Source organism: Centipeda flueggei ATCC 43531, assembly GCF_000160695.1.
GTDB classification, from domain to species: domain Bacteria; phylum Bacillota; class Negativicutes; order Selenomonadales; family Selenomonadaceae; genus Centipeda; species Centipeda flueggei.
On the sequence record NZ_GG694010.1, the window covers coordinates 141,754 to 159,522 of the forward strand.

Annotated in this window: 18 protein-coding genes and 1 tRNA gene; 1 reads left to right on the forward strand and 18 read right to left on the reverse strand. The window is 55.6% G+C overall.

The features are described 5' to 3' along the window. Positions 1-91: 91 nt before the first annotated feature. The 14 genes from HMPREF0908_RS10020 to HMPREF0908_RS10085 all read right to left on the reverse strand — a co-directional run bounded on the left by HMPREF0908_RS10020 (position 92) and on the right by HMPREF0908_RS10085 (position 13,738). Positions 92-631, reverse strand: coding sequence for a GerMN domain-containing protein (locus HMPREF0908_RS10020; RefSeq protein ID WP_245522950.1), 540 nt, complete (start codon positions 629-631; stop codon positions 92-94). Positions 632-687: 56 nt separating this feature from the next. After that, positions 688-1,728 carry an N-acetylmuramoyl-L-alanine amidase family protein gene (locus tag HMPREF0908_RS10025; RefSeq protein ID WP_006691384.1) on the reverse strand — a complete coding sequence of 347 codons (1,041 nt, stop codon included), beginning with the start codon at positions 1,726-1,728 and terminating at the stop codon, positions 688-690. Positions 1,729-1,777: 49 nt separating this feature from the next. Beyond that, positions 1,778-1,978, reverse strand: coding sequence for a DUF3006 domain-containing protein (locus HMPREF0908_RS10030; RefSeq protein WP_006691385.1), 201 nt, complete (start codon positions 1,976-1,978; stop codon positions 1,778-1,780). Further along, positions 1,975-2,886: a ComEC/Rec2 family competence protein gene (locus HMPREF0908_RS10035; RefSeq protein ID WP_040572731.1), complete on the reverse strand. Its 912-nt coding sequence runs from the start codon at positions 2,884-2,886 to the stop codon at positions 1,975-1,977. Before HMPREF0908_RS10035 ends, HMPREF0908_RS10030 begins: the two co-directional genes overlap by 4 nt. 26 nt (positions 2,887-2,912) lie before the next feature. Next, the gene (locus HMPREF0908_RS10040) at positions 2,913-4,247 is read right to left on the reverse strand and encodes an NCS2 family permease (RefSeq protein WP_006691387.1); all 1,335 of its coding nucleotides are present in this window, start codon (positions 4,245-4,247) and stop codon (positions 2,913-2,915) included. Between the two features lie 50 nt (positions 4,248-4,297). After that, positions 4,298-4,388: transfer RNA gene (locus HMPREF0908_RS10045), tRNA-Ser, on the reverse strand. Between the two features lie 126 nt (positions 4,389-4,514). Further along, positions 4,515-5,162 carry a hypothetical protein gene (locus HMPREF0908_RS10050; RefSeq protein ID WP_245522951.1) on the reverse strand — a complete coding sequence of 216 codons (648 nt, stop codon included), beginning with the start codon at positions 5,160-5,162 and terminating at the stop codon, positions 4,515-4,517. Between the two features lie 146 nt (positions 5,163-5,308). Continuing rightward, positions 5,309-5,833, reverse strand: coding sequence for a flagellar hook assembly protein FlgD (locus tag HMPREF0908_RS10055; protein WP_040572732.1), 525 nt, complete (start codon positions 5,831-5,833; stop codon positions 5,309-5,311). A gap of 21 nt (positions 5,834-5,854) precedes the next feature. Then, complete coding sequence (locus tag HMPREF0908_RS10060; RefSeq protein WP_006691390.1) at positions 5,855-7,501, reverse strand: flagellar hook-length control protein FliK; 1,647 nt, start codon at positions 7,499-7,501, stop codon at positions 5,855-5,857. A gap of 48 nt (positions 7,502-7,549) precedes the next feature. Continuing rightward, complete coding sequence (radA, locus tag HMPREF0908_RS10065) at positions 7,550-8,923, reverse strand: DNA repair protein RadA (RefSeq protein ID WP_006691391.1); 1,374 nt, start codon at positions 8,921-8,923, stop codon at positions 7,550-7,552. Positions 8,924-9,119: 196 nt separating this feature from the next. Continuing rightward, positions 9,120-11,621, reverse strand: a complete 2,502-nt coding sequence (locus HMPREF0908_RS10070; RefSeq protein ID WP_006691392.1) for an ATP-dependent Clp protease ATP-binding subunit — start codon at positions 11,619-11,621, stop codon at positions 9,120-9,122. A gap of 13 nt (positions 11,622-11,634) precedes the next feature. Beyond that, on the reverse strand, positions 11,635-12,705 hold the full coding sequence (locus HMPREF0908_RS10075) for an ATP--guanido phosphotransferase (RefSeq protein ID WP_006691393.1): 1,071 nt from the start codon (positions 12,703-12,705) through the stop codon (positions 11,635-11,637). Then, entirely contained in the window at positions 12,695-13,225 is a 531-nt protein-coding gene (locus HMPREF0908_RS10080) for a UvrB/UvrC motif-containing protein (protein WP_006691394.1), read from the reverse strand. The genes HMPREF0908_RS10075 and HMPREF0908_RS10080 overlap by 11 nt, the downstream gene beginning before the upstream one ends. A 60-nt stretch (positions 13,226-13,285) precedes the next feature. Beyond that, positions 13,286-13,738, reverse strand: a complete 453-nt coding sequence (locus HMPREF0908_RS10085; RefSeq protein ID WP_040572733.1) for a CtsR family transcriptional regulator — start codon at positions 13,736-13,738, stop codon at positions 13,286-13,288. 383 nt (positions 13,739-14,121) lie between these two features. Here HMPREF0908_RS10085 and HMPREF0908_RS11070 point away from each other — a divergent pair, with 383 nt between their 5' ends. Beyond that, on the forward strand, positions 14,122-14,283 hold the full coding sequence (locus HMPREF0908_RS11070; protein WP_169304143.1) for a hypothetical protein: 162 nt from the start codon (positions 14,122-14,124) through the stop codon (positions 14,281-14,283). Between the two features lie 207 nt (positions 14,284-14,490). Here HMPREF0908_RS11070 and HMPREF0908_RS10090 read toward each other — a convergent pair whose 3' ends face one another. The 4 genes from HMPREF0908_RS10090 to rpe form a co-directional block, all read right to left on the reverse strand. Then, on the reverse strand, positions 14,491-15,471 hold the full coding sequence (locus tag HMPREF0908_RS10090; RefSeq protein ID WP_006691400.1) for a lysylphosphatidylglycerol synthase transmembrane domain-containing protein: 981 nt from the start codon (positions 15,469-15,471) through the stop codon (positions 14,491-14,493). Positions 15,472-15,557: 86 nt separating this feature from the next. Beyond that, positions 15,558-16,346 (reverse strand): GTP cyclohydrolase FolE2, encoded by a 789-nt coding sequence (gene folE2 / locus HMPREF0908_RS10095; RefSeq protein WP_006691401.1) that lies wholly within the window; start codon positions 16,344-16,346, stop codon positions 15,558-15,560. Beyond that, positions 16,346-17,032 (reverse strand): 7-cyano-7-deazaguanine synthase QueC, encoded by a 687-nt coding sequence (gene queC, locus HMPREF0908_RS10100; RefSeq protein WP_006691402.1) that lies wholly within the window; start codon positions 17,030-17,032, stop codon positions 16,346-16,348. The genes folE2 and queC overlap by 1 nt, the downstream gene beginning before the upstream one ends. A 19-nt stretch (positions 17,033-17,051) precedes the next feature. After that, on the reverse strand, positions 17,052-17,762 hold the full coding sequence (gene rpe, locus HMPREF0908_RS10105; protein WP_006691403.1) for a ribulose-phosphate 3-epimerase: 711 nt from the start codon (positions 17,760-17,762) through the stop codon (positions 17,052-17,054). Positions 17,763-17,769 lie beyond the last annotated feature (7 nt).

The following is a 17,769-nucleotide window of genomic DNA, read 5'->3' on the forward strand; positions in this document are numbered from 1 at the left end:
CTGCACCCTCCGATCTGCGGGCATGCAAAGAGAGCATCCTCCGCCATTGTACTTGTATCCTATCACAAAACGCCAAAAATGACAAGCACAGCTATTTCAGTAGCTCCGTCATACGCGGGAGTGGGTCGGAGAGATCCATGTGTCCTGAAAGAGTCTCTACATCTCTCCCTTCGATCCGAATACGCACCTTCGTTACCTCCGGGAAATCCGTAAGTGTATTGACAATCGAGCCAATAAGCATCTCCTCTCCCGTCGATCCGCCATTGAAATTTGTCTGCATTTCCTTAGAGAAATCTGCCACAGCCGTGCCGTTGTTTACCGTGACACTGCGCAGCTTTGTTTGCTTCGGGATAATATTCGTCTGCCCCTTCTCCGTCGTCCCTGTAAGCAGTGACTTCAAGGCAGCCGTATACTTATCCTCCTTGTCGATCTTCACCGTACGGCTGACTGCAGCGAGCCCCATACCGTCATTTTTCGGGAAGTAGACACGAACCTTCATTTCCTTGGTGTCATTGACAGGATGATTCTCTGTACTGGCAGTCTGTGCCGCCTGCGGCTCAGCGGTCGGCGGAGCAGACTTCTTCTCATCCGCACAGCCGGCAGCAAGAAGGAGAACAATACACAAAAGCATGCCAAGCATTCGTATGATAAGTTTCGAGCACATAAACATTTCAGATTCTCTCCCCATTACTCAAAATAGCGCGCAACTGCACGAAAGAGTGCCTGTGCCAGCGTCTCCTGATAGGCAGCATCCGCCAGCAGTTTCTCCTCCTCCGGATTCGAAATGAAACCAAGCTCCACGAGGGAAGCAGGTATCGCGGAGTGCCGCAGGACATAGAACCGCGCATCCTTTACCCCGCGGTTATAGAGACCGCCGGCCGCCGCGAGTTCCTCATTCAGCAGCACAGCAAAGCGCTCATCCTCATCTGTCTTCGGATAGTAGTAGGTCTCCATCCCGTTGGCATCTGGATTGGAAAACGAATTGCAGTGCACCGAAAGGAAAAGCTCCGCCTCCTCATGAGCCGCCCCCACATCTACGCGTGCCTGCAGCTCACGTGATGCCGAACTGCCCGCATAGGCGACATCAACATCGTCGGTTCGTGTCATAATAACGTGTGCACCAGCCTTGGTCAAAAGCTCCTTCGTACGCGCTGCAACGGCAAGTGCCACATCCTTTTCACATACGCCTGAAGGACCGATTGCCCCTGAATCACTGCCGCCATGTCCGGGATCAATGACCACCGTATGTCCCATGACCGCTCTGCTGAGCGTGTCATCGACATCCGCAAAGATGTCGATGACAAGGCGTTCCGTATTTTTGGCGCGGCCTTCCCCTGGTACGGTATACATACGATAGGCATCCGCACCGCGGAGATCATGCCCTGCATAGATTCGTAGTGCCGCACGATGATTCTCGCGCGGAATAACGACAAGCCGCTGCAGCACCGCTCCATCCAAGGCGATCTCATGCGGAAGATGCTCATCCAACGCAACGTCCTCCAGCTCGACCAGCAGCTGATGGTCCGCATGATACCGCTCCGATGGAGCGTAGTGCAGTCCCGGCTTCTTTACGGTGATTTCAATGCGCTGGGCTGCGCGTCCGTCCACCTCCACCGCATGGCTTTCAATGCCCGTAACGCGATGTGTGCCGCCGCTTCGCGCCTCTCCCATTCCGCCGAGGAGAAACAGCAGGCAGACAAAAACCGCTGCGGCAAGCAGCGGTCGCATCCACAGATGACCCCTGTTATCGATCGTCAATGCCAATCTCGCCCCCCATTCAGCCTTTCAGCAGCTCCAGTGCCTCATCCTCAGCGGCATCCGTTGCCGCCGCGTCGCGCTCTATCGCCAGCTTCAGATAGTCGCCCTCTGCCGCATCATTCGGCAGGAACGCACGCGGAAAATTCACCTTGACCATGGAATCTCCGAGGAGAAGCACGGCAAGATCTCCTTCGAACCGATCCAGATACGCAGAAATCATTGTTTCTCTCCTCTCTCCGGCGTAATATGGTAGTCCTTGCCATCGCTCGTGAGTGTAATGGTGCCATTCTCCGCCGTCACATAAATATCCAGATCCATGGCATGGTACTTTTTCATCGTTTCCTTATGCGGGTGACCATAGTCGTTGTTCACGCCGCAGGAAATGAGTACCGCCGCAGGACGGACGGCACGCAGGAAATCTGCCGAGGAGGAGGTCTTACTGCCATGATGCCCTGCCTTGAGGACGGTGCTCTGCACCTCTCCCTGCCCGCCGGCAAGGACGTCCTGCTCCTCTTTCTTTTCTGCATCGCCCGTAAACATCATGGAGAAATCGCCAAAGACAAGACGTCCGACGACGGACTCGTTGTTCGGATCGTGCTTATAGCCCTTGACACTGCCCTGCTGAACAAGCGATGCCGATGGAGCGAGCACCTCAAATACCGCTCCGCCGCCGAGATCCACGCGATCCCCCGTACAGAGTCCCTTGCGTGCAATCCCCTTCGCCTTCAGTTGTTTCATATAGCCAATGTAGACGCGCGACGTTGACGGCATCCCATTGTCATAGACCATGCCGATGGGATACGTATCGATCAGCATCTCCATCCCGCCGATGTGATCGGCATGGGGATGTGTCAGGATCACCGCATCGATTTTTTTGACCCCGGCCTTGTCCAGTTCGGCACGAAGCTTATCCCGTTCGTCCAGATCGCCCGTGTCAATGAGGACATTCTGCGTCTCGGTCTGAATGAGGATGGCATCCCCCTGACCGACATCAAGCATCTTAACGGTAATTGAGCCCTGCTGCGCCGCTTGCTCTGCCGGGGCACCGCGAAAGGCTCCCGTACAGCCGCCAAGAAAGACGGAAGTCAAAAGAAGCAGACTCACGAAAAGTGAAAGTCGGTACCTCATACGCACAGCTGCCTCCTTCTGACAGATCACGAACGCAGCGCCAGATTGATAAGGAATGCGATTGAAACGAGATACATAATCCAACTGACCTTCTTATACTGTCCGGCAAAGAGTTTCATGATGGTATAGCTGATAAATCCGAACGCAAAGCCGTTGGCAATACTCGACGTAAGCGGCATCATGATAATTGTGAGAAACGCAGGCAGTGCATTCGTGAAGTCGGAAAAATCGATTTTCCCGACCTCGGACATAAGCAGTGCGCCGACAAGAATGAGGGCAGGTGCTGTCGCAAACGCCGGCACCAAGCCGATCAGCGGGGTAAAGAGCAGTGCAGCAAGGAAAAGCACACCTGCCGCCACAGCCGTCAATCCCGTTCGCCCGCCGGCAGTAATTCCGGCAGCACTCTCAATGTAGGATGTGACCGTCGATGTTCCAAACACAGCAGAAACCATCGTGCCGACAGCATCCGTTGTCAGTGCCTTGTCAATATTTTCGATATGCCCATCAGGACGAATCATTTTCGCCTTTGTTGTCAGACCAATCAGTGTCCCCATATTATCGAACAACTCTACCACGGTGAACGTAAAGATGATCGAGATGAGACCGTAGTGCCATGCGCCCACCAGATCGAGCTGACCGAACGTCTCCCCCATATGGGGGAGCGAGGTGCTCACCACATCCGTAATCCCCTGCGGTGCCGGCGTCATGCCAAGTGCCATCGCAAGGAGTGTCGTTACAAAGATGCCGATAAGGATTGATCCATGGACATTACGTGCCATAAGCGCCGCCGTAAAAAGGAGTCCAAAGAGCGAAAGAAGTGTCGTCGGAGCGGTCACGTGTCCCAGAGAGACATACGTCGCGGAATTCTCCACAATCAGCCCCGTCCCCTTCAAACCGATGAAGGCAATAAAAAGTCCGATGCCGACACTAATGGCAAGCTTCAGATCACGCGGCACCGCATTGATGATCGCCTGACGAATGCCGCCGACCGTCAGAATGAGGAAAAGAACCCCTGAAAAGAACACCGCACCCAGAGCAACGGTCCAGTGCAGTCCAAGAACACCACAGACATAATAGGCAAAGAACGCATTCAGTCCCATGCCAGGTGCAAGGGCAACAGGATAGTTGGCAAATACCCCCATTGCCAAAGAGGCGAGTGCAGCAATCCAAATGGTTGAAGCGATGGCTGCCTCTTTGGGAATTCCTGCATCTGCAAGAATATTGGGATTAACAAACAGAATATACGCCATTGCAATGAATGTGGTCACGCCTGCGAGCAATTCCGTACGTACGGTCGACCCCTTTTCACGCACTTTGAAGAATCGTTCGACAAAGGACGGCGGCGTTCCCTGCATCTCCATAAAAGCATCTCCTTAAACTAAAAAAGCCCGACGCAGGCCAGGTATAAAAATGGCGGAGTGGGAGAGATTCGAACTCTCGCAGCGGTTACCCACTCTAACGATTTAGCAAACCGTCCTCTTCAGCCTCTTGAGTACCACTCCATATTCACTTCACGCTATCACTGCGACAGATGTTATATTAACAGATGGATTCTAGCTTGTCAAGACAAAAATAAGGACTGCCATACGAAGTGAAGGATTCCGTACAACAGTCCACCATCATCTTGCTCACGCCTTGATATCAAGATTGCTTCCGACATTCTGAGGAGCACGTGGGCTGACCGCATAGGCGGCCTTGGCCTGCTCCATGCGCTGACTCGTTGCCTGCGCACCATTCTGCTGAGCCTCACGAAGCGCACGCTGAAAGCGGCTTGTTCCGATCATCGCAGGATCCAAATTCTGCGCGGTCTGCTGTGTGGCACGTGAGGACACTTGCTCGGCAGTCCGCACGATCGTCCGCTGTGTCTGCTGGAACTCACTGGTACCCGCCTTCGTACTCGAACCGAACTTCGAGTCGCTCATGACGGATCTGACCACATCCATCTTGGCCTGTGTTGCCTGCGCCCCCATCTGTTGTGCCGAACGGTTCGAACGCTGAAATGCACTCGTTCCGAGAGCAGCAGGATCCATATTGCGTTCTGACTGCTGCGTTGCGCGCGAGGTGCTCTGCTCCGCCACGCGAATCACATGATCCTGTGTCTGCTGAAATTTGCTTGTCCCCGCTTTGGTGCCGGAGCCAAATTTCGAGTCGCCGGTGACCGCCTTGACCTCGTTCATCTTAGCCTGTGTCGCTTCACCGCCAATGCGGTGAATTTCACGGTTCGATTGTTGAAACAGGCTCGAACCAAAGCCTCCTCCAACGGCTGATATAGCCATTATGGATCCCTCCATTCCTTCTCTTCATCCCATATTCCCTTGGGATGTTGCGCGCCCCCATTATAAGCGATGGATATTCATCATGCAAGAAGAAAAGGACAGGATGACGCCTCTACGACTCCATGCTGCCCCCTGATCATTACTTTTTATGCCGTAGCTGCTTTTAGCCGACCGACACGCACCACTTCGGAGATCTGCACCTTGTGCGACTGTCCATTGACATCGGCGATAATGCTCGGCGCACCGTCTGTGATGCTCACGCCGATAACTTTGCCTTCAAAGTTCTGCTTCGTTACAGCACCATCTTTGCCCTTTGTCTCTGTAATCCACTGAATTGGCTGTCCAATCATCGAACTGAGCTGACCGATCAACACCGAAGAATCGATGTTGTCAACGATCTTGCTGACCTTCTCCAGCCCCTTGGAAACGTTCGTCATCTGCTCAAGTGCCGAGAACTGCGCCAGCTGCGAAAGATACTCGGCGTTATCCTGCGGATTGAGGGGATCCTGGTAGCGCATCTGCGTTACAAGCAGCTGCAGGAATGCGTCCTTGCCAAGTGCACTGTTATCCTTGCTGGCAGCCTTTGCCTGATTCTGTGCCTTCTCATAGTCGGACACCTTCTGAACGACACCGCCGACATTGATCGTATTCAAAGGATTTGTACTAGCCACAATAATTCCTCCTCACCCTGCTCAGACGCGATAGTCTACGCCTTCCGCGGCAACATTTCCTCTGCTCTCCTGCGTCGTTGACGGCGCAGTTCCCTCAGCAGCATCCACATCGAGATAGTCATCGGCATCCCCACTCGCATAGGAATGTACCTCTCCGCGACTGCTCTGCTGCTGCCATGCTTCCTGGCCCTGCCCTTGCGGCATCTGCCCATCGGCAAGACCAGTATAAACACCGACACGATCAACCTTGATCCCCTGCGTGTTCAGTTCCTGCCGCAGCTGGACGAGGGAATTCTCTATCACGCTGCGCACGTGGGCATTATCACTGTGGAAGGACGCCTGCACGGCACCGTCAGCACCGACGGCAACGCGCAGGGTCAGTTCACCGAGATGCTCCGGCTTCAATCGAATGACCATCTGTGTATCCGTCATCGTACGCAGAAGGCGTGCCTGCTCCACAATCTGACGCGGGATCTCGTAATCCGTCTGTGGGCGCTGCGGAGTTTCAGGAACCGGTGGAGCCTGCACATCCTGCACAGGCTGCTGCGCAGGAGCCTGCATCGACATCACTTGCGCCGGTGTTGGCTGGACTGCCGGGGCTTCGGCTGCACGTACTGCAGTCTCAAAGGGCACACCGCCGCGCAGCGCATCGGTCTGTGCTTCACTCTGCATTGGGTGTTGTTCCTGCTGTGCATCTTCTGCCATATTTTGCTGCATGGCGTCATGACGCATCGTACGCTGGGCAAGAACATCAAGGGGGCTGACCGGCTCAGCGACGGTCTTCGTTGTCAGATTCTCCCCGACTAAATCAGCGGCACGCTTTCCCTGCCCCTGCACAAGCGTCTGCTGTGCGGCAGCCGTCATCTGTACCGCAGGAACGGCTGACGGCTGCACGTTCTGCGTCGTCTGTTCTGATGATACGGAAGGAACAGGCTCAGACACAGATGTCATTTGATCCTGAAGCGCAGCCCGCAGCTGTGCCGGCATCGCTGCATCAAGTGCAACGAGACGCGCAAGCGCTGCAGCAGGTGCAGTCTGCACAGGGGCGGAATCTGTCGATTCCAAGGCAAGCGGTTCCCCTGAAAGCGCCAAAAGGAAATTCTTGCTTTTCTCTCCTGCCTCGGGCATCTGCTGAAGAAGATTCTGTACCGTTGTCTGCAGCTTATCATCGCTAAGCTGATCCGCCGTCAGATCGTAGCGCTTGAGAATATCCGACAATGCCGCGGGAAGTTCTTCTTCCGCGCCCGTGTGGTTCACAAGTGCCGCATTCACATCCACCTGCAGGAGTGACGCAAGTACAGCAGCCGCCGCACTTGTGTCTGCATCCTTGTCCTCTGCGGAGATTTCTTTTAAAGCATCAGTCTTCCCCTTCTCTGTGGAATCTGACGCTGCTTTCTTCACATCCTGTGCGTCCTGCGCAGACCCGTTGTTCTGCGCCGCCGCAGGCTTACCCTGCACGGCATCAGCGGAACCATTGTTGGTCTGGATCTTGGTCGCATTGGCAGTCATTCCCTTTTTCTGCAGTGCGCCCATCGTATCGCTGAACGTATTCTTCCCTGAGGCTGTCTGCGTACGGCTGGCCGCCGACACATTGCGTGCACCCTGCACACCCGTCCCGGCCGACGTTCCATCCGCGGTCGATACCGCCATAAGATTCCCGGCATTCATCTACACATCACCTCTTCAATTTCTTTATCGAAAAGGAGACGTGAATTCTTAAATATTTTTTGGCATGGCGCACCTAAGGGCATCGCCAATCGTCTCTGCCCCCAGCAAATCCATTTCCGGAAACTTTCCTTTCAGCTGGCGATAGTTCTTCATTGGCAAAAGTGCCGCATGAAAGCCGAGCCGCATTGCTTCGGCAATGCGCTGCTCCGCCTGCGAGACAGCGCGCACCTCCCCCGAGAGCCCGACCTCCCCGCAGACGACCATCTGCGGGCGCGGCAGACGCCCCGCAAAACTCGATGCCATCGCAACACAAAGGGCAAGATCGGCCGCAGGCTCATCAAGACGGATACCGCCCGCGACCTTCACATAGACATCGGCAGCACCGATGGGCAGGCGTACGCGTTTCTCAAGAACGGCAAGCAGCAGCTGAATACGCTTGACATCCACAGAGTCTGCCGTACGACGCGGCGGCTGATAGGGCGTCGGTGCAACCAATGCCTGTACCTCTACGAGCAGAGGGCGGGTTCCCTCTACGGTCGGAACGATAATTGAACCGCTCTCGGGGGCACGCTCCGAGAGAAAGAGTTTCGACGCATCGGGTACATCGACCAGCCCCACATCCCGCATCTCAAAGAGCCCCAATTCATTCGTGCTGCCGAAACGATTTTTCACGGCACGCAGCACACGATACTCAGCGTTTCGCTCCCCCTCAAAGTAGAGTACGGTATCCACGATATGTTCCAGAACCCGTGGTCCCGCCAGACTTCCTTCCTTTGTCACGTGGCCAATGACAAAAACCGCGATGCCCGCTGTCTTCGCGACACGCATCAACTCCATGGCACACTCGCGCACCTGTGAGACACTGCCTGGCGCGCTCTCAATGTCGGGACGATACATCGTCTGGATGGAATCAATGATAATAAGTGCAGGCTTCACATGTTCCGCATGCGCGCAGATCGCATCGAGATTCGTCTCACTGACAACGAGCAGCTCATCCGCCACAGCCTGCAGACGGTCGGCACGCATTCGGATCTGACGTGCACTCTCCTCCCCTGTCACATAGAGAACACGTCGTCCTTTCCGCGCAATATCCGCCGAGGCGCGCAGGGTAAGGCTCGACTTACCGACACCAGGATCTCCCACAATGAGCACGATGGAGCCAGGGATTACACCGCCGCCAAGAACACGGTCAAGCTCGCCTGATCCGGTCGAAAAACGCGGCAGATCCTCCGCACGGATCTCTGCGATCGGCTGCGGAGGTTCCCCTGCTGAAGCGACGCCCCGTCGTTCCTCCGCCGGGGGGACGACAACCTCCTCCGCCATCGTATTCCATGCACCACAGCTGGGACATTTGCCCATCCAGCGCGTGTTGTCGTATCCGCAGTTCTGACAGACATACATCATCTTTTTTTTCTTTGCCATAATCTCTCCATCAAAAGGAACACAAGAAAGGGCTGCTGCACGAGGTAGTCGACCTTCATGCAGCAGCCCCTTCATTCACCGAGACAGAATCAGCCGCCGCGCAGAGCGCACAAGCCAGTACAGCGACCAGCCGAAATTAAGAAAAAAATCACCCAGTCGTCCAAGTCGTGAGTGCGGAGCAAGCACATTGCCCCCTTCATGCCTCACGGCAAGGCTCCTTTTTCCCATTCTTCGCACGGCGGTTGCGTGTCTTATCCCTTTTGACGAAATTCAGTCCATCTCCGAGCTTGCGCACAGAAATGCTGTCCCCCGACGCAAAGTCACGGGCAAGGATGTGCTCGGCAAGTGCGTCCTCAATGTTTTTCTGAATGGCTCGCCGCAGCGGACGTGCACCGAACTTGACATCTGCGCCCTTTGCAATGAGTACCCGTTTGGCCGACGGGCTGACCTCGATATTGATCTTTTGCTCGGCAAGGCGTACCTTCACATCACGGAGCAGGATATCCACGATCTTCGACAGCTCAGGCTCTCCAAGCGCATTGAATACGATCATATCGTCTACACGGTTGAGGAACTCCGGGCGGAAAATCTTCCGTACCTCTTCGAGAACACGTTTCTTCGCCTGTTCTTCATCCGCCCTCGCCTGTAGTCCGACAGCAAAACCGATGGTTCCGCGCGTCGAGCGCAGGTGATCGGCTCCTGCATTCGAGGTCATAATGATGATCGTATTGCGGAAGTCCGTGACACGTCCCTGTCCATCTGTCAGACGTCCATCCTCAAGCACCTGCAGCAGCATGTGGAACACATCCGGATGTGCCTTCTCCACTTCGTCAAAGAGAATAATGGAAAACGGCTTGCGCCGCACAGCATCCGTGAGCTGACCGCCCTCCTCATAGCCGACATAGCCCGGAGGCGCACCGACGAGGCGTGCCGTTGTATGCTTCTCCATATACTCAGACATATCGAAGCGGATGATTGCCTCCTCTGTCCCGAATACCGCCTCAGCGAGGGCCCGTGCAAGCTCGGTTTTGCCAACACCGGTCGCACCAAGAAAGAGGAACGAACCAATCGGGCGGCGCGGATCCTTCACCCCGGCGCGGGCGCGGCGCACAGCACGCGCGACCGCACGTACTGCTTCATCCTGCCCGATGACACGGCGTCCAATGTGCGTCTCAAGAGCAAGAAGCCGATCTGACTCCTTCGCCGCGATGCGCTGGACAGGAATTCCTGTCCACTGTGCCACCACATCAGCAATGTCATTCTCCGTCACACGAATCTCCGTACGTGTATCTTCGCTCCTGCGGGATGCCTCGAGTTTTGCGTGCAGCTCCTTCTCACGGTCGCGCAGTTTTGCTGCCGTCTCATAGTCCTGTCGACTGATCGCCGTATTCTTGTCCTTCACAACTCCCGCTATTTCGCGGCGCAGTCCAACCAGTTTATCCGTTCCCCCGACGCTCTTCATACGTACACGGGATGCTGCCTCATCCATCAGATCAATCGCCTTATCCGGCAGGAAGCGATCCGTCAGATAGCGCCGGGAGAGACGCACTGCCGCCGTAACGGCACCATCCTCAATACGTGCATGGTGGAACTCCTCGTAGCGTCCGCGCAGCCCGAGAAGGATCTGCTCGGCATCCGCCTCGCCCGGCTCATCCACTGTGACAGTCTGGAAACGTCGGGCAAGCGCACCATCCTTGGCAAAATACTTCTTATACTCGCTCAGCGTTGTTGCACCGATAATCTGCATCTGTCCGCGCGCAAGGGCAGGCTTCAGGATATTCGCCGCATCGAGCGCACCTTCGGCACCGCCCGCACGGATGAGCGTATGAATTTCATCGATGAAAAGGATGATGTTCTTTGCCTTAACGACATCATCCACCACATTTTTCAAACGTTCCTCGAACTCTCCGCGGTACTTTGTCCCCGCCACAAGTGCTGTCATCGACAGCGTCACGATGCGCTTATCCTCGAGCAAGAACGGCACCTCTCCTGCAGCAATGCGGCGCGCCAGCCCTTCGGCGATGGCTGTCTTGCCAACGCCTGCCTCACCAAGCAGAAGCGGGTTGTTCTTCGTGCGCCGCGCAAGAATCTGGATCACGCGGTCGATCTCTGCCGTGCGTCCGATCACGGGATCAAGTTCTCCGCCGCCCGCTGCCGCAGTCAGGTCGGTACCATACTTCTTCAGTGAGGCAGGCAGCCCTTTACGACTGTCCTTTCCGGTCTTGCGGCGTGCTGATCTCTCTTTCGGTGCCTCCTCCGTATCTTCCATCTGGGCACGCACATCATTCTGCAGTGCCTCGATGTCCACGTTAAGATCTTCCAGCGTCTGTATGGCTGTCCCCTCACCCTCTGCGAGCAGACTAAGCAGGATGTGCTCTGTCGTCACAAAGGAGCGTTCCTCACGCGCGGTGTCAATCGCTCCCTGCATGACACGTTGGGCGCGCCGCGTATAGTAGGGCGTCTCCTCCGGGGTCAAGACATCTTGAAAACCGTCCCCTTCCCGAATCACCTGCTCCGCACTGTCGTAGTCTACACCGCACTTATCCAATGCCTCGGCTGCAGTCGTGTCACGCATGTGCAGAATCCCAAGCAGGAGCTGACCGGTACCGATGTACCCCTTGCCGCGCCGCTGCGCAATATACTGTGAAAACTCTACGGCTTTAATCGCCGCCTGTGTGAAAAATTGACGGTAGTTCAAGCTGTTCCCCTCCTTACCCCTGCGTTTTATATTTATCTAAAATTGCCCGTACACGCGCTGCGCGCATGCCGGCGATCTCCCCCGCTGTATACTCTTCATTGCCCGCCATATAACGGATATAGGCATCATGTACCGCCACGGCAATCTCACCATAGCAATCCCCCGATACGCCGGTGATGATCCCTCGATCTATACCATAACGCACACGCGAGAGCAGGTCAAGTGTTTCCTGCTCCGTCAGCGAACGTGCATAAGACAAAATTCCAAGAGCACGCCAAACACCATCCTCGACACTGTCCTTGCCGACGTAGGACAGAGCCTTGCGTGCGCGGCGTTCATGTGCGGCGATCTCCCCGACCGCCGTGCGCAGGTTTTCAATAATCTCCGCCTCGGCATAACCGAGCGTCAGCTGGTTCGAGATTTTATAGAGATGTGCGCCCTCAGCACCGCCGTGAAGCGGCTGGACAGCAAGCCCGAGCTGGGGAAATGAGTGGATGATGTTTTCTATATTCCGAGTGTAGACGAGCCCCGGAAGATGAACAATCACCGAGGCGCGCAATCCCGTGCCAAGATTGGTCGGCTGAGCGGTCAGATAGCCCATCCGCTCATCAAAGGCAAGATCGAGCCGCGCTTCGATGAAATCATCTGCCCGCGCCGCCGTCTGAAATGCCTGTGCAGGAGAAAGCCCCGGCGTCATTGCCTGGATATGCAGGTGGTCATCTTCATTGACAAGGATGCCAATCCCCATATCCGCACTGATGTACGCCATGCGGTGCGGCTGGTCGGCAGTGAACTTCTCACTGATGAGCTGCTTCCCGATCAAGACCTCCCGCTGAACATCCGACAGTTCATCGATGACGATGCGCTCAAAGGTCTGTCCGAATGCCGTGCCAAGATCCGCAAGGACATTATCCAAAATCCGTTGTATCTCTGCCAGCTGTGCATCATCAGCACGCCCCGGAAAAGGAAGCCGCACCAAATTGCGCGCAAGACGTACGCGGCTCGACAGCACAACATCACTGTCCTGTCCGGCGGCACCAAACCACGGAAGCTGTTCCGCACGCAGGAGATCCTCAAGTGCCATGGCCGTTCGCCTCCATACGCTGCTCCAATGCACGAATCCGATCGCGCAGCTCTGCCGCCTTCTCGTACTCCTCATTGGCAACTGCTTCCTTGAGGCCCGTGCGCAGCTGCTCTGCCTCCCGACGCAGCATAATATCACTGCCGGAGCGTCGCGGAATCTTGCCGCGATGAATGCTCGCCCCATGAATCCTCCGCAGCAGCGGTGCAAGTTCGTGTTGGAACGTCTCATAACAGACGGAACATCCAATCTGCCCTGTCTTCGAAAGATCGGCAAAACGCATCCCACAGTTGGGACAGGTAATGCTGGGAACGTCATCCTCCTCTGTGCTCTCCTGCTGATTGCTGCCAAAGAGACCCTTGAGAAAATCCTCCGCTGAGACATTCTCCTGCTGAGCGCGAAGAATCGACGCACCATAGCGCGCGGCACAGTTCATACAGATGTTTTTTTCGCTCCGACCACCCGGACCAATCTGCACAATGTGTACAATCGCCTCATTGCGGCCGCATTCCTCACAAATCATTCGTGCGCTCCTTTTTCATCCGTCTGGACGACAGTTCCTTTATCTATATCTATCGAATAACTAGGTAAATTTCTCCAGTGTCAAAAACATTGTTTTCAGCATCTGTACACGCTCTTTGGGATCAAGAGACTCTGCATGGAACAGCCCGGACACCATCTGCAGCATCAGGGCTGTCTCACGAGTCTCAATCATGCCGTGCTGCATCAAATATCGCAGCATGGTCTGCACTGCATCACAGTCCGTATGTTCGTCGATCTTCGACATCATATCACGGTAAACAAGATCACGCAGCGGCACCTGTACGATACGGATAAAACCACCAAGCCCGCGCCGCGACTCCACCACAAAGCCCTTATCCTGCGTAAAACGCGTAGAGAGCACATAGCTGATCTGTGACGGCGCACACGAAATCTCATCAGCGATGTCCGTCCGGCGCAGCTCCACCTTTCCATCCTGACAGGCGGCGAGCTGGCGCAGAATATACGACTCGATCATATCGGCAATGTTGCTCATCATACCACCTTCTTTTGCTTACTCCTAATTGTGATCTCTACCATTATATTTGACTTTTTGATTTTTGTCAAATACAACTTATATCACATCATCTCCCTCTCCGCGAAAAAACTTGTTGTCATTTTTGCTCCGTCCACAAAATGTCAGAGATTCGGACAATAGTTCCGTCGGCAGATTTATCTCCATGCACGACATGAAAGCAATGCGCCAAGCTGCAAAATATATTGGGAATGAGGAAATCGAAAGAACAATTTAAGGGCACAAACGGATGGTATTTCCGAAATGAACTTTCGACACGATACCCGAAACAAAAGACAGGACTCTACTTTGAGCTTGAGGTCGGTGCAGTCTGCGGGTAAGGCACAGAGGTTCACAACAGCCACGTGACCGCAGACACTGTGCTCGGGCTGCGCGGAGCAACGGATACGCTTTCCTATGACGTATTCACGGCCGCGCCCATACAAAAAACCGAGGGATTCCGTACGCCGGATGACGTATGGGTTCTCCCTCGGGATGAAGTTCTGGGAAGAGTTATCCTCCAATAGGAATTTCACACACTGACGCACTCTGCCATGCTCGCCTAAAGGCGGCTGTCAAACTCTGCTGCGGACTCGCTTCTCACTTTGAGACTCTTAACGAACACTGCCAGCCGCTCAGACTGTACAGCCTTGACAGAAATGGCTTCGTCACCTCATCAAGCCAAGCTGCGGCAGCATCACTGAACAGGGAAGATAACAACGCCCATAGAAATCTCAGTAACGCCGTAAGAACTCACGCCCAAAAACAGTAATGGTGTAATAAAAGCCGATGAGAAACGGCAGATACTCAGCAATAAGCCGCCAACAAACTGCAACGATGCCGACCGTTCCTGCGGGGACGACAGCGGCAAAGAGGAGGACAAAGCCGCCCTCGGCAATTCCCGATCCGCCCGGTGTCGGGCTGAAATAGAGAAGCATATTAAGGAAGATCATGCGTCCCATGACGGTATACCAGTCCGCATCGACAACGCCGAGGCCAAGGAGCAGACATGGAACGACCGCGTAGATACACAGGAGGTTCAGCCCCGACTCGATGAATACAATGAGCATCTGGCGCGGTGCATCAAGCAGGAGTGAGATGGCGCTCTTCGTATCGCGGTATAGGGCAAATAGCTTGCGCCGGCGGCATTCACGCAGCCGTCGGGCAAGACGTACGACGAGGTAGTCGAGATAGCCGCGCCGCGCACTGATGACAATGAGAATGATACCAAGAAATGCGGCAAGGGTTATCGCCATCAGCACATCGTTAGAGATTCCTGGAACGATTCCTTCGTCATGGAGGAAGATCAACGGCATACAAAGGGCAAGGAAAAAGATTGACAGCAGGGTTCGCACAATGACGAGCACCGCCGCTTTCCCTGTCGGTACGCCCGCATGACGCAGGAACATGACCTGCGCCACAGCGCCCCCTGTCGCCCCTGGGGTAAGCAAAGCGAGGAAGTAATTGCCAAAGATCACCTGCACCGCCTGATACAGTGTAATGCGCTCGTTGGAAATGCGGACAAGATGCATCAGGCGGCTGCCGTCAAAAAACATGCCAAGTGCTATAGCACAGAGGGCAAGCACGAGCGACCATGGCTGAAAACGCGTCAGATTGTGCAGAGTATTGATATCGACGGTGGTGTAAATGACGGCAGCAGAGATACCGACAACAAGAACAAAAAGGAGTAGGAAGCGCCGTATGAATTTCCCCATGGTTCGCCCCTCTCCCCCTTTCCCTGAGGAAGGAATCCTTGCGGACGCACTGATAATTCAGCGTCCTTGTGTTGTCCGTGATTCCTTTAGTTCAAATATTCTTCATGTGCCGCAAAGGCATTGTGGCTGTGGATGGACTCCTCATTCTCACAGGCGAGAGAGAAGTACGCAAGCCCCGGCAGCTGCCGCAGAGCAAGGACTGTATCCCGCAGGATATCCTCGACAAATTTCGGATGCTCGTACGCTTCCTCTGTGACGTATTTCTCATCGGCGCGCTTCAGCAGCGGATAGATGGGCGCAGAGCCCTGCTGTTCGAGAAGCGATGCCAGATCCTCGATGTAGATACACGGCACGCCCTCATGGAAGCGAAGCCGCACGCGCGCCCGCGAGCGCTGATTGTGCGCCCCATAGGAGGAAATCTCCTTGCTGCACGGGCAGAGCGAGGTGAACGGCATGGACAGTCCCAGCTCAAACTCCATCGGCATGCCACGCCGCTTGCGTCCCGTAAAGGACGCATCGACATCGAGGAGAGAAGTGCGTCCACTGACGGGCGCACTCTTTTCGAGGAAGTAGGTAAATGCGAGCCGCACCTCTGCCGCCTCGGCCTGGAGACGATCGAGTGCCTCCGTGAGCATCGCATCCATCTCCTCCTCGGCGAGAGGCTTCTCGCGCCACGGAAGCAGGATCTCAAGGAAACGACTCATATGCGTCCCCTTGAACTCCATCGGCAGGGAAACGGTGAAGGTAATCGTTGCCAGCACCTGCTGATAGCCGCCCGCCTGTTTTTTGATGAGAAAGGGAAGGCGCACGTCCTTGACCCCGACGCGCTGAATGGCGATGCCGCGCCCGTCCTCCCTGCTCTGTACGTCCTGCATCAGTTCTTCCCCTCAGCATACGGGATGGGGTCATGCAGCCCTGCCTCGGCAAAGCCGCGCAGCCGCAGAAGGCAGCTGTCGCAGACACCGCATGCCACAGTGCCGCCGCGATAACAGCTCGTTGTCAGTGCGTAGGGTGCGTCGAGTTCATCCCCGCGGAGGATGATCTCACCCTTTGAGAGATGCTGGAGCGGCGTCTCGATGACGATACGCCGTCCGTCCTCCGCAGATGCCGCCGTCGCCGCATCTGCTGCGCGCTGAAACGCCGCAATAAATTCCGGGCGGCAGTCGGGATAGCCCGAGTAGTCCACAGAGTTCACGCCGATGTAGACGTGTGCGGCACCAACGCGCTCCGCATAGCCGAGCGCATAGCTGAGGAAGATGAGGTTGCGGGCAGGCACATATGTGACGGGAATGTCGGTCCGTTCCGCATTGCCCTGTGGGACATCAATGGCACTGTCGGTCAGCGCTGAACCGCCGATGGCGTCCATATTCGTTTCAATGATGAGATGCTCTGCCGCATGATAGTGAGCGGCAATGCTCCTCGCCGCATCCAGCTCACGACTGTGGCGCTGATGGTAGTTAAAACTGATCGGATAGAGTTCCTGCCCCGCCGCATGGGCGATCGCCATGCAGGTGCAGCTGTCAAGCCCCCCCGAGAGCAGAATGACTGCACGTTCTCCCATACCGTTCTCCCCTTTTCGATCAGCCGCGCAGCGACGCGATGGCAGCAGATACATCTGCCGCACCGTAGATATATGATCCGGCGACGAGCACATTCGCTCCCGCGGAGCGCACGGACTCCGCCGTCTCCGCATTGATGCCGCCGTCGACCTCGATGTCGACATTCAGTTCATTCCCCTCAATCGTATGGTAGAGGGCATGGATCTTCCCGAGTGTGTTCTCGATGAACTTTTGCCCGCCAAAGCCGGGGTTCACTGTCATGAGCAGCACCATGTCGACATCGTCGATCAGCTCCTCGAGCGTGTAGATGGAGGTGCCCGGATTGAGTGCGACTCCCGCACGGCAGCCCGCCGCCTTGATCTGCTGGATGACGCGGTGCGCGTGACGCGTCGCCTCGACGTGGAAGGTGATGATGTCCGCACCCGCACGCGCAAAGCTCTCGATGTGCGTCTCGGGGTGCTCGACCATCAGATGCACGTCAAAGACCGCCTTGGACACCTTGCGCAGGCTCTCGACCACACATGCCCCCATCGTGATATTCGGCACAAACGTCCCGTCCATCACGTCAATGTGGATGTACTCTGCCCCTGCTTCCTCGACGCGGCGCACCTCTGCCCCGAGATTCGCAAAATCCGCTGAGAGGATGGACGGGGCGATAATCGTCGGTCGCTCTACGTGGATATGTTCCTCTTCCTCCATCATTTCTTCTTCATATTCATGCTCGTGTGTCATGGGTATT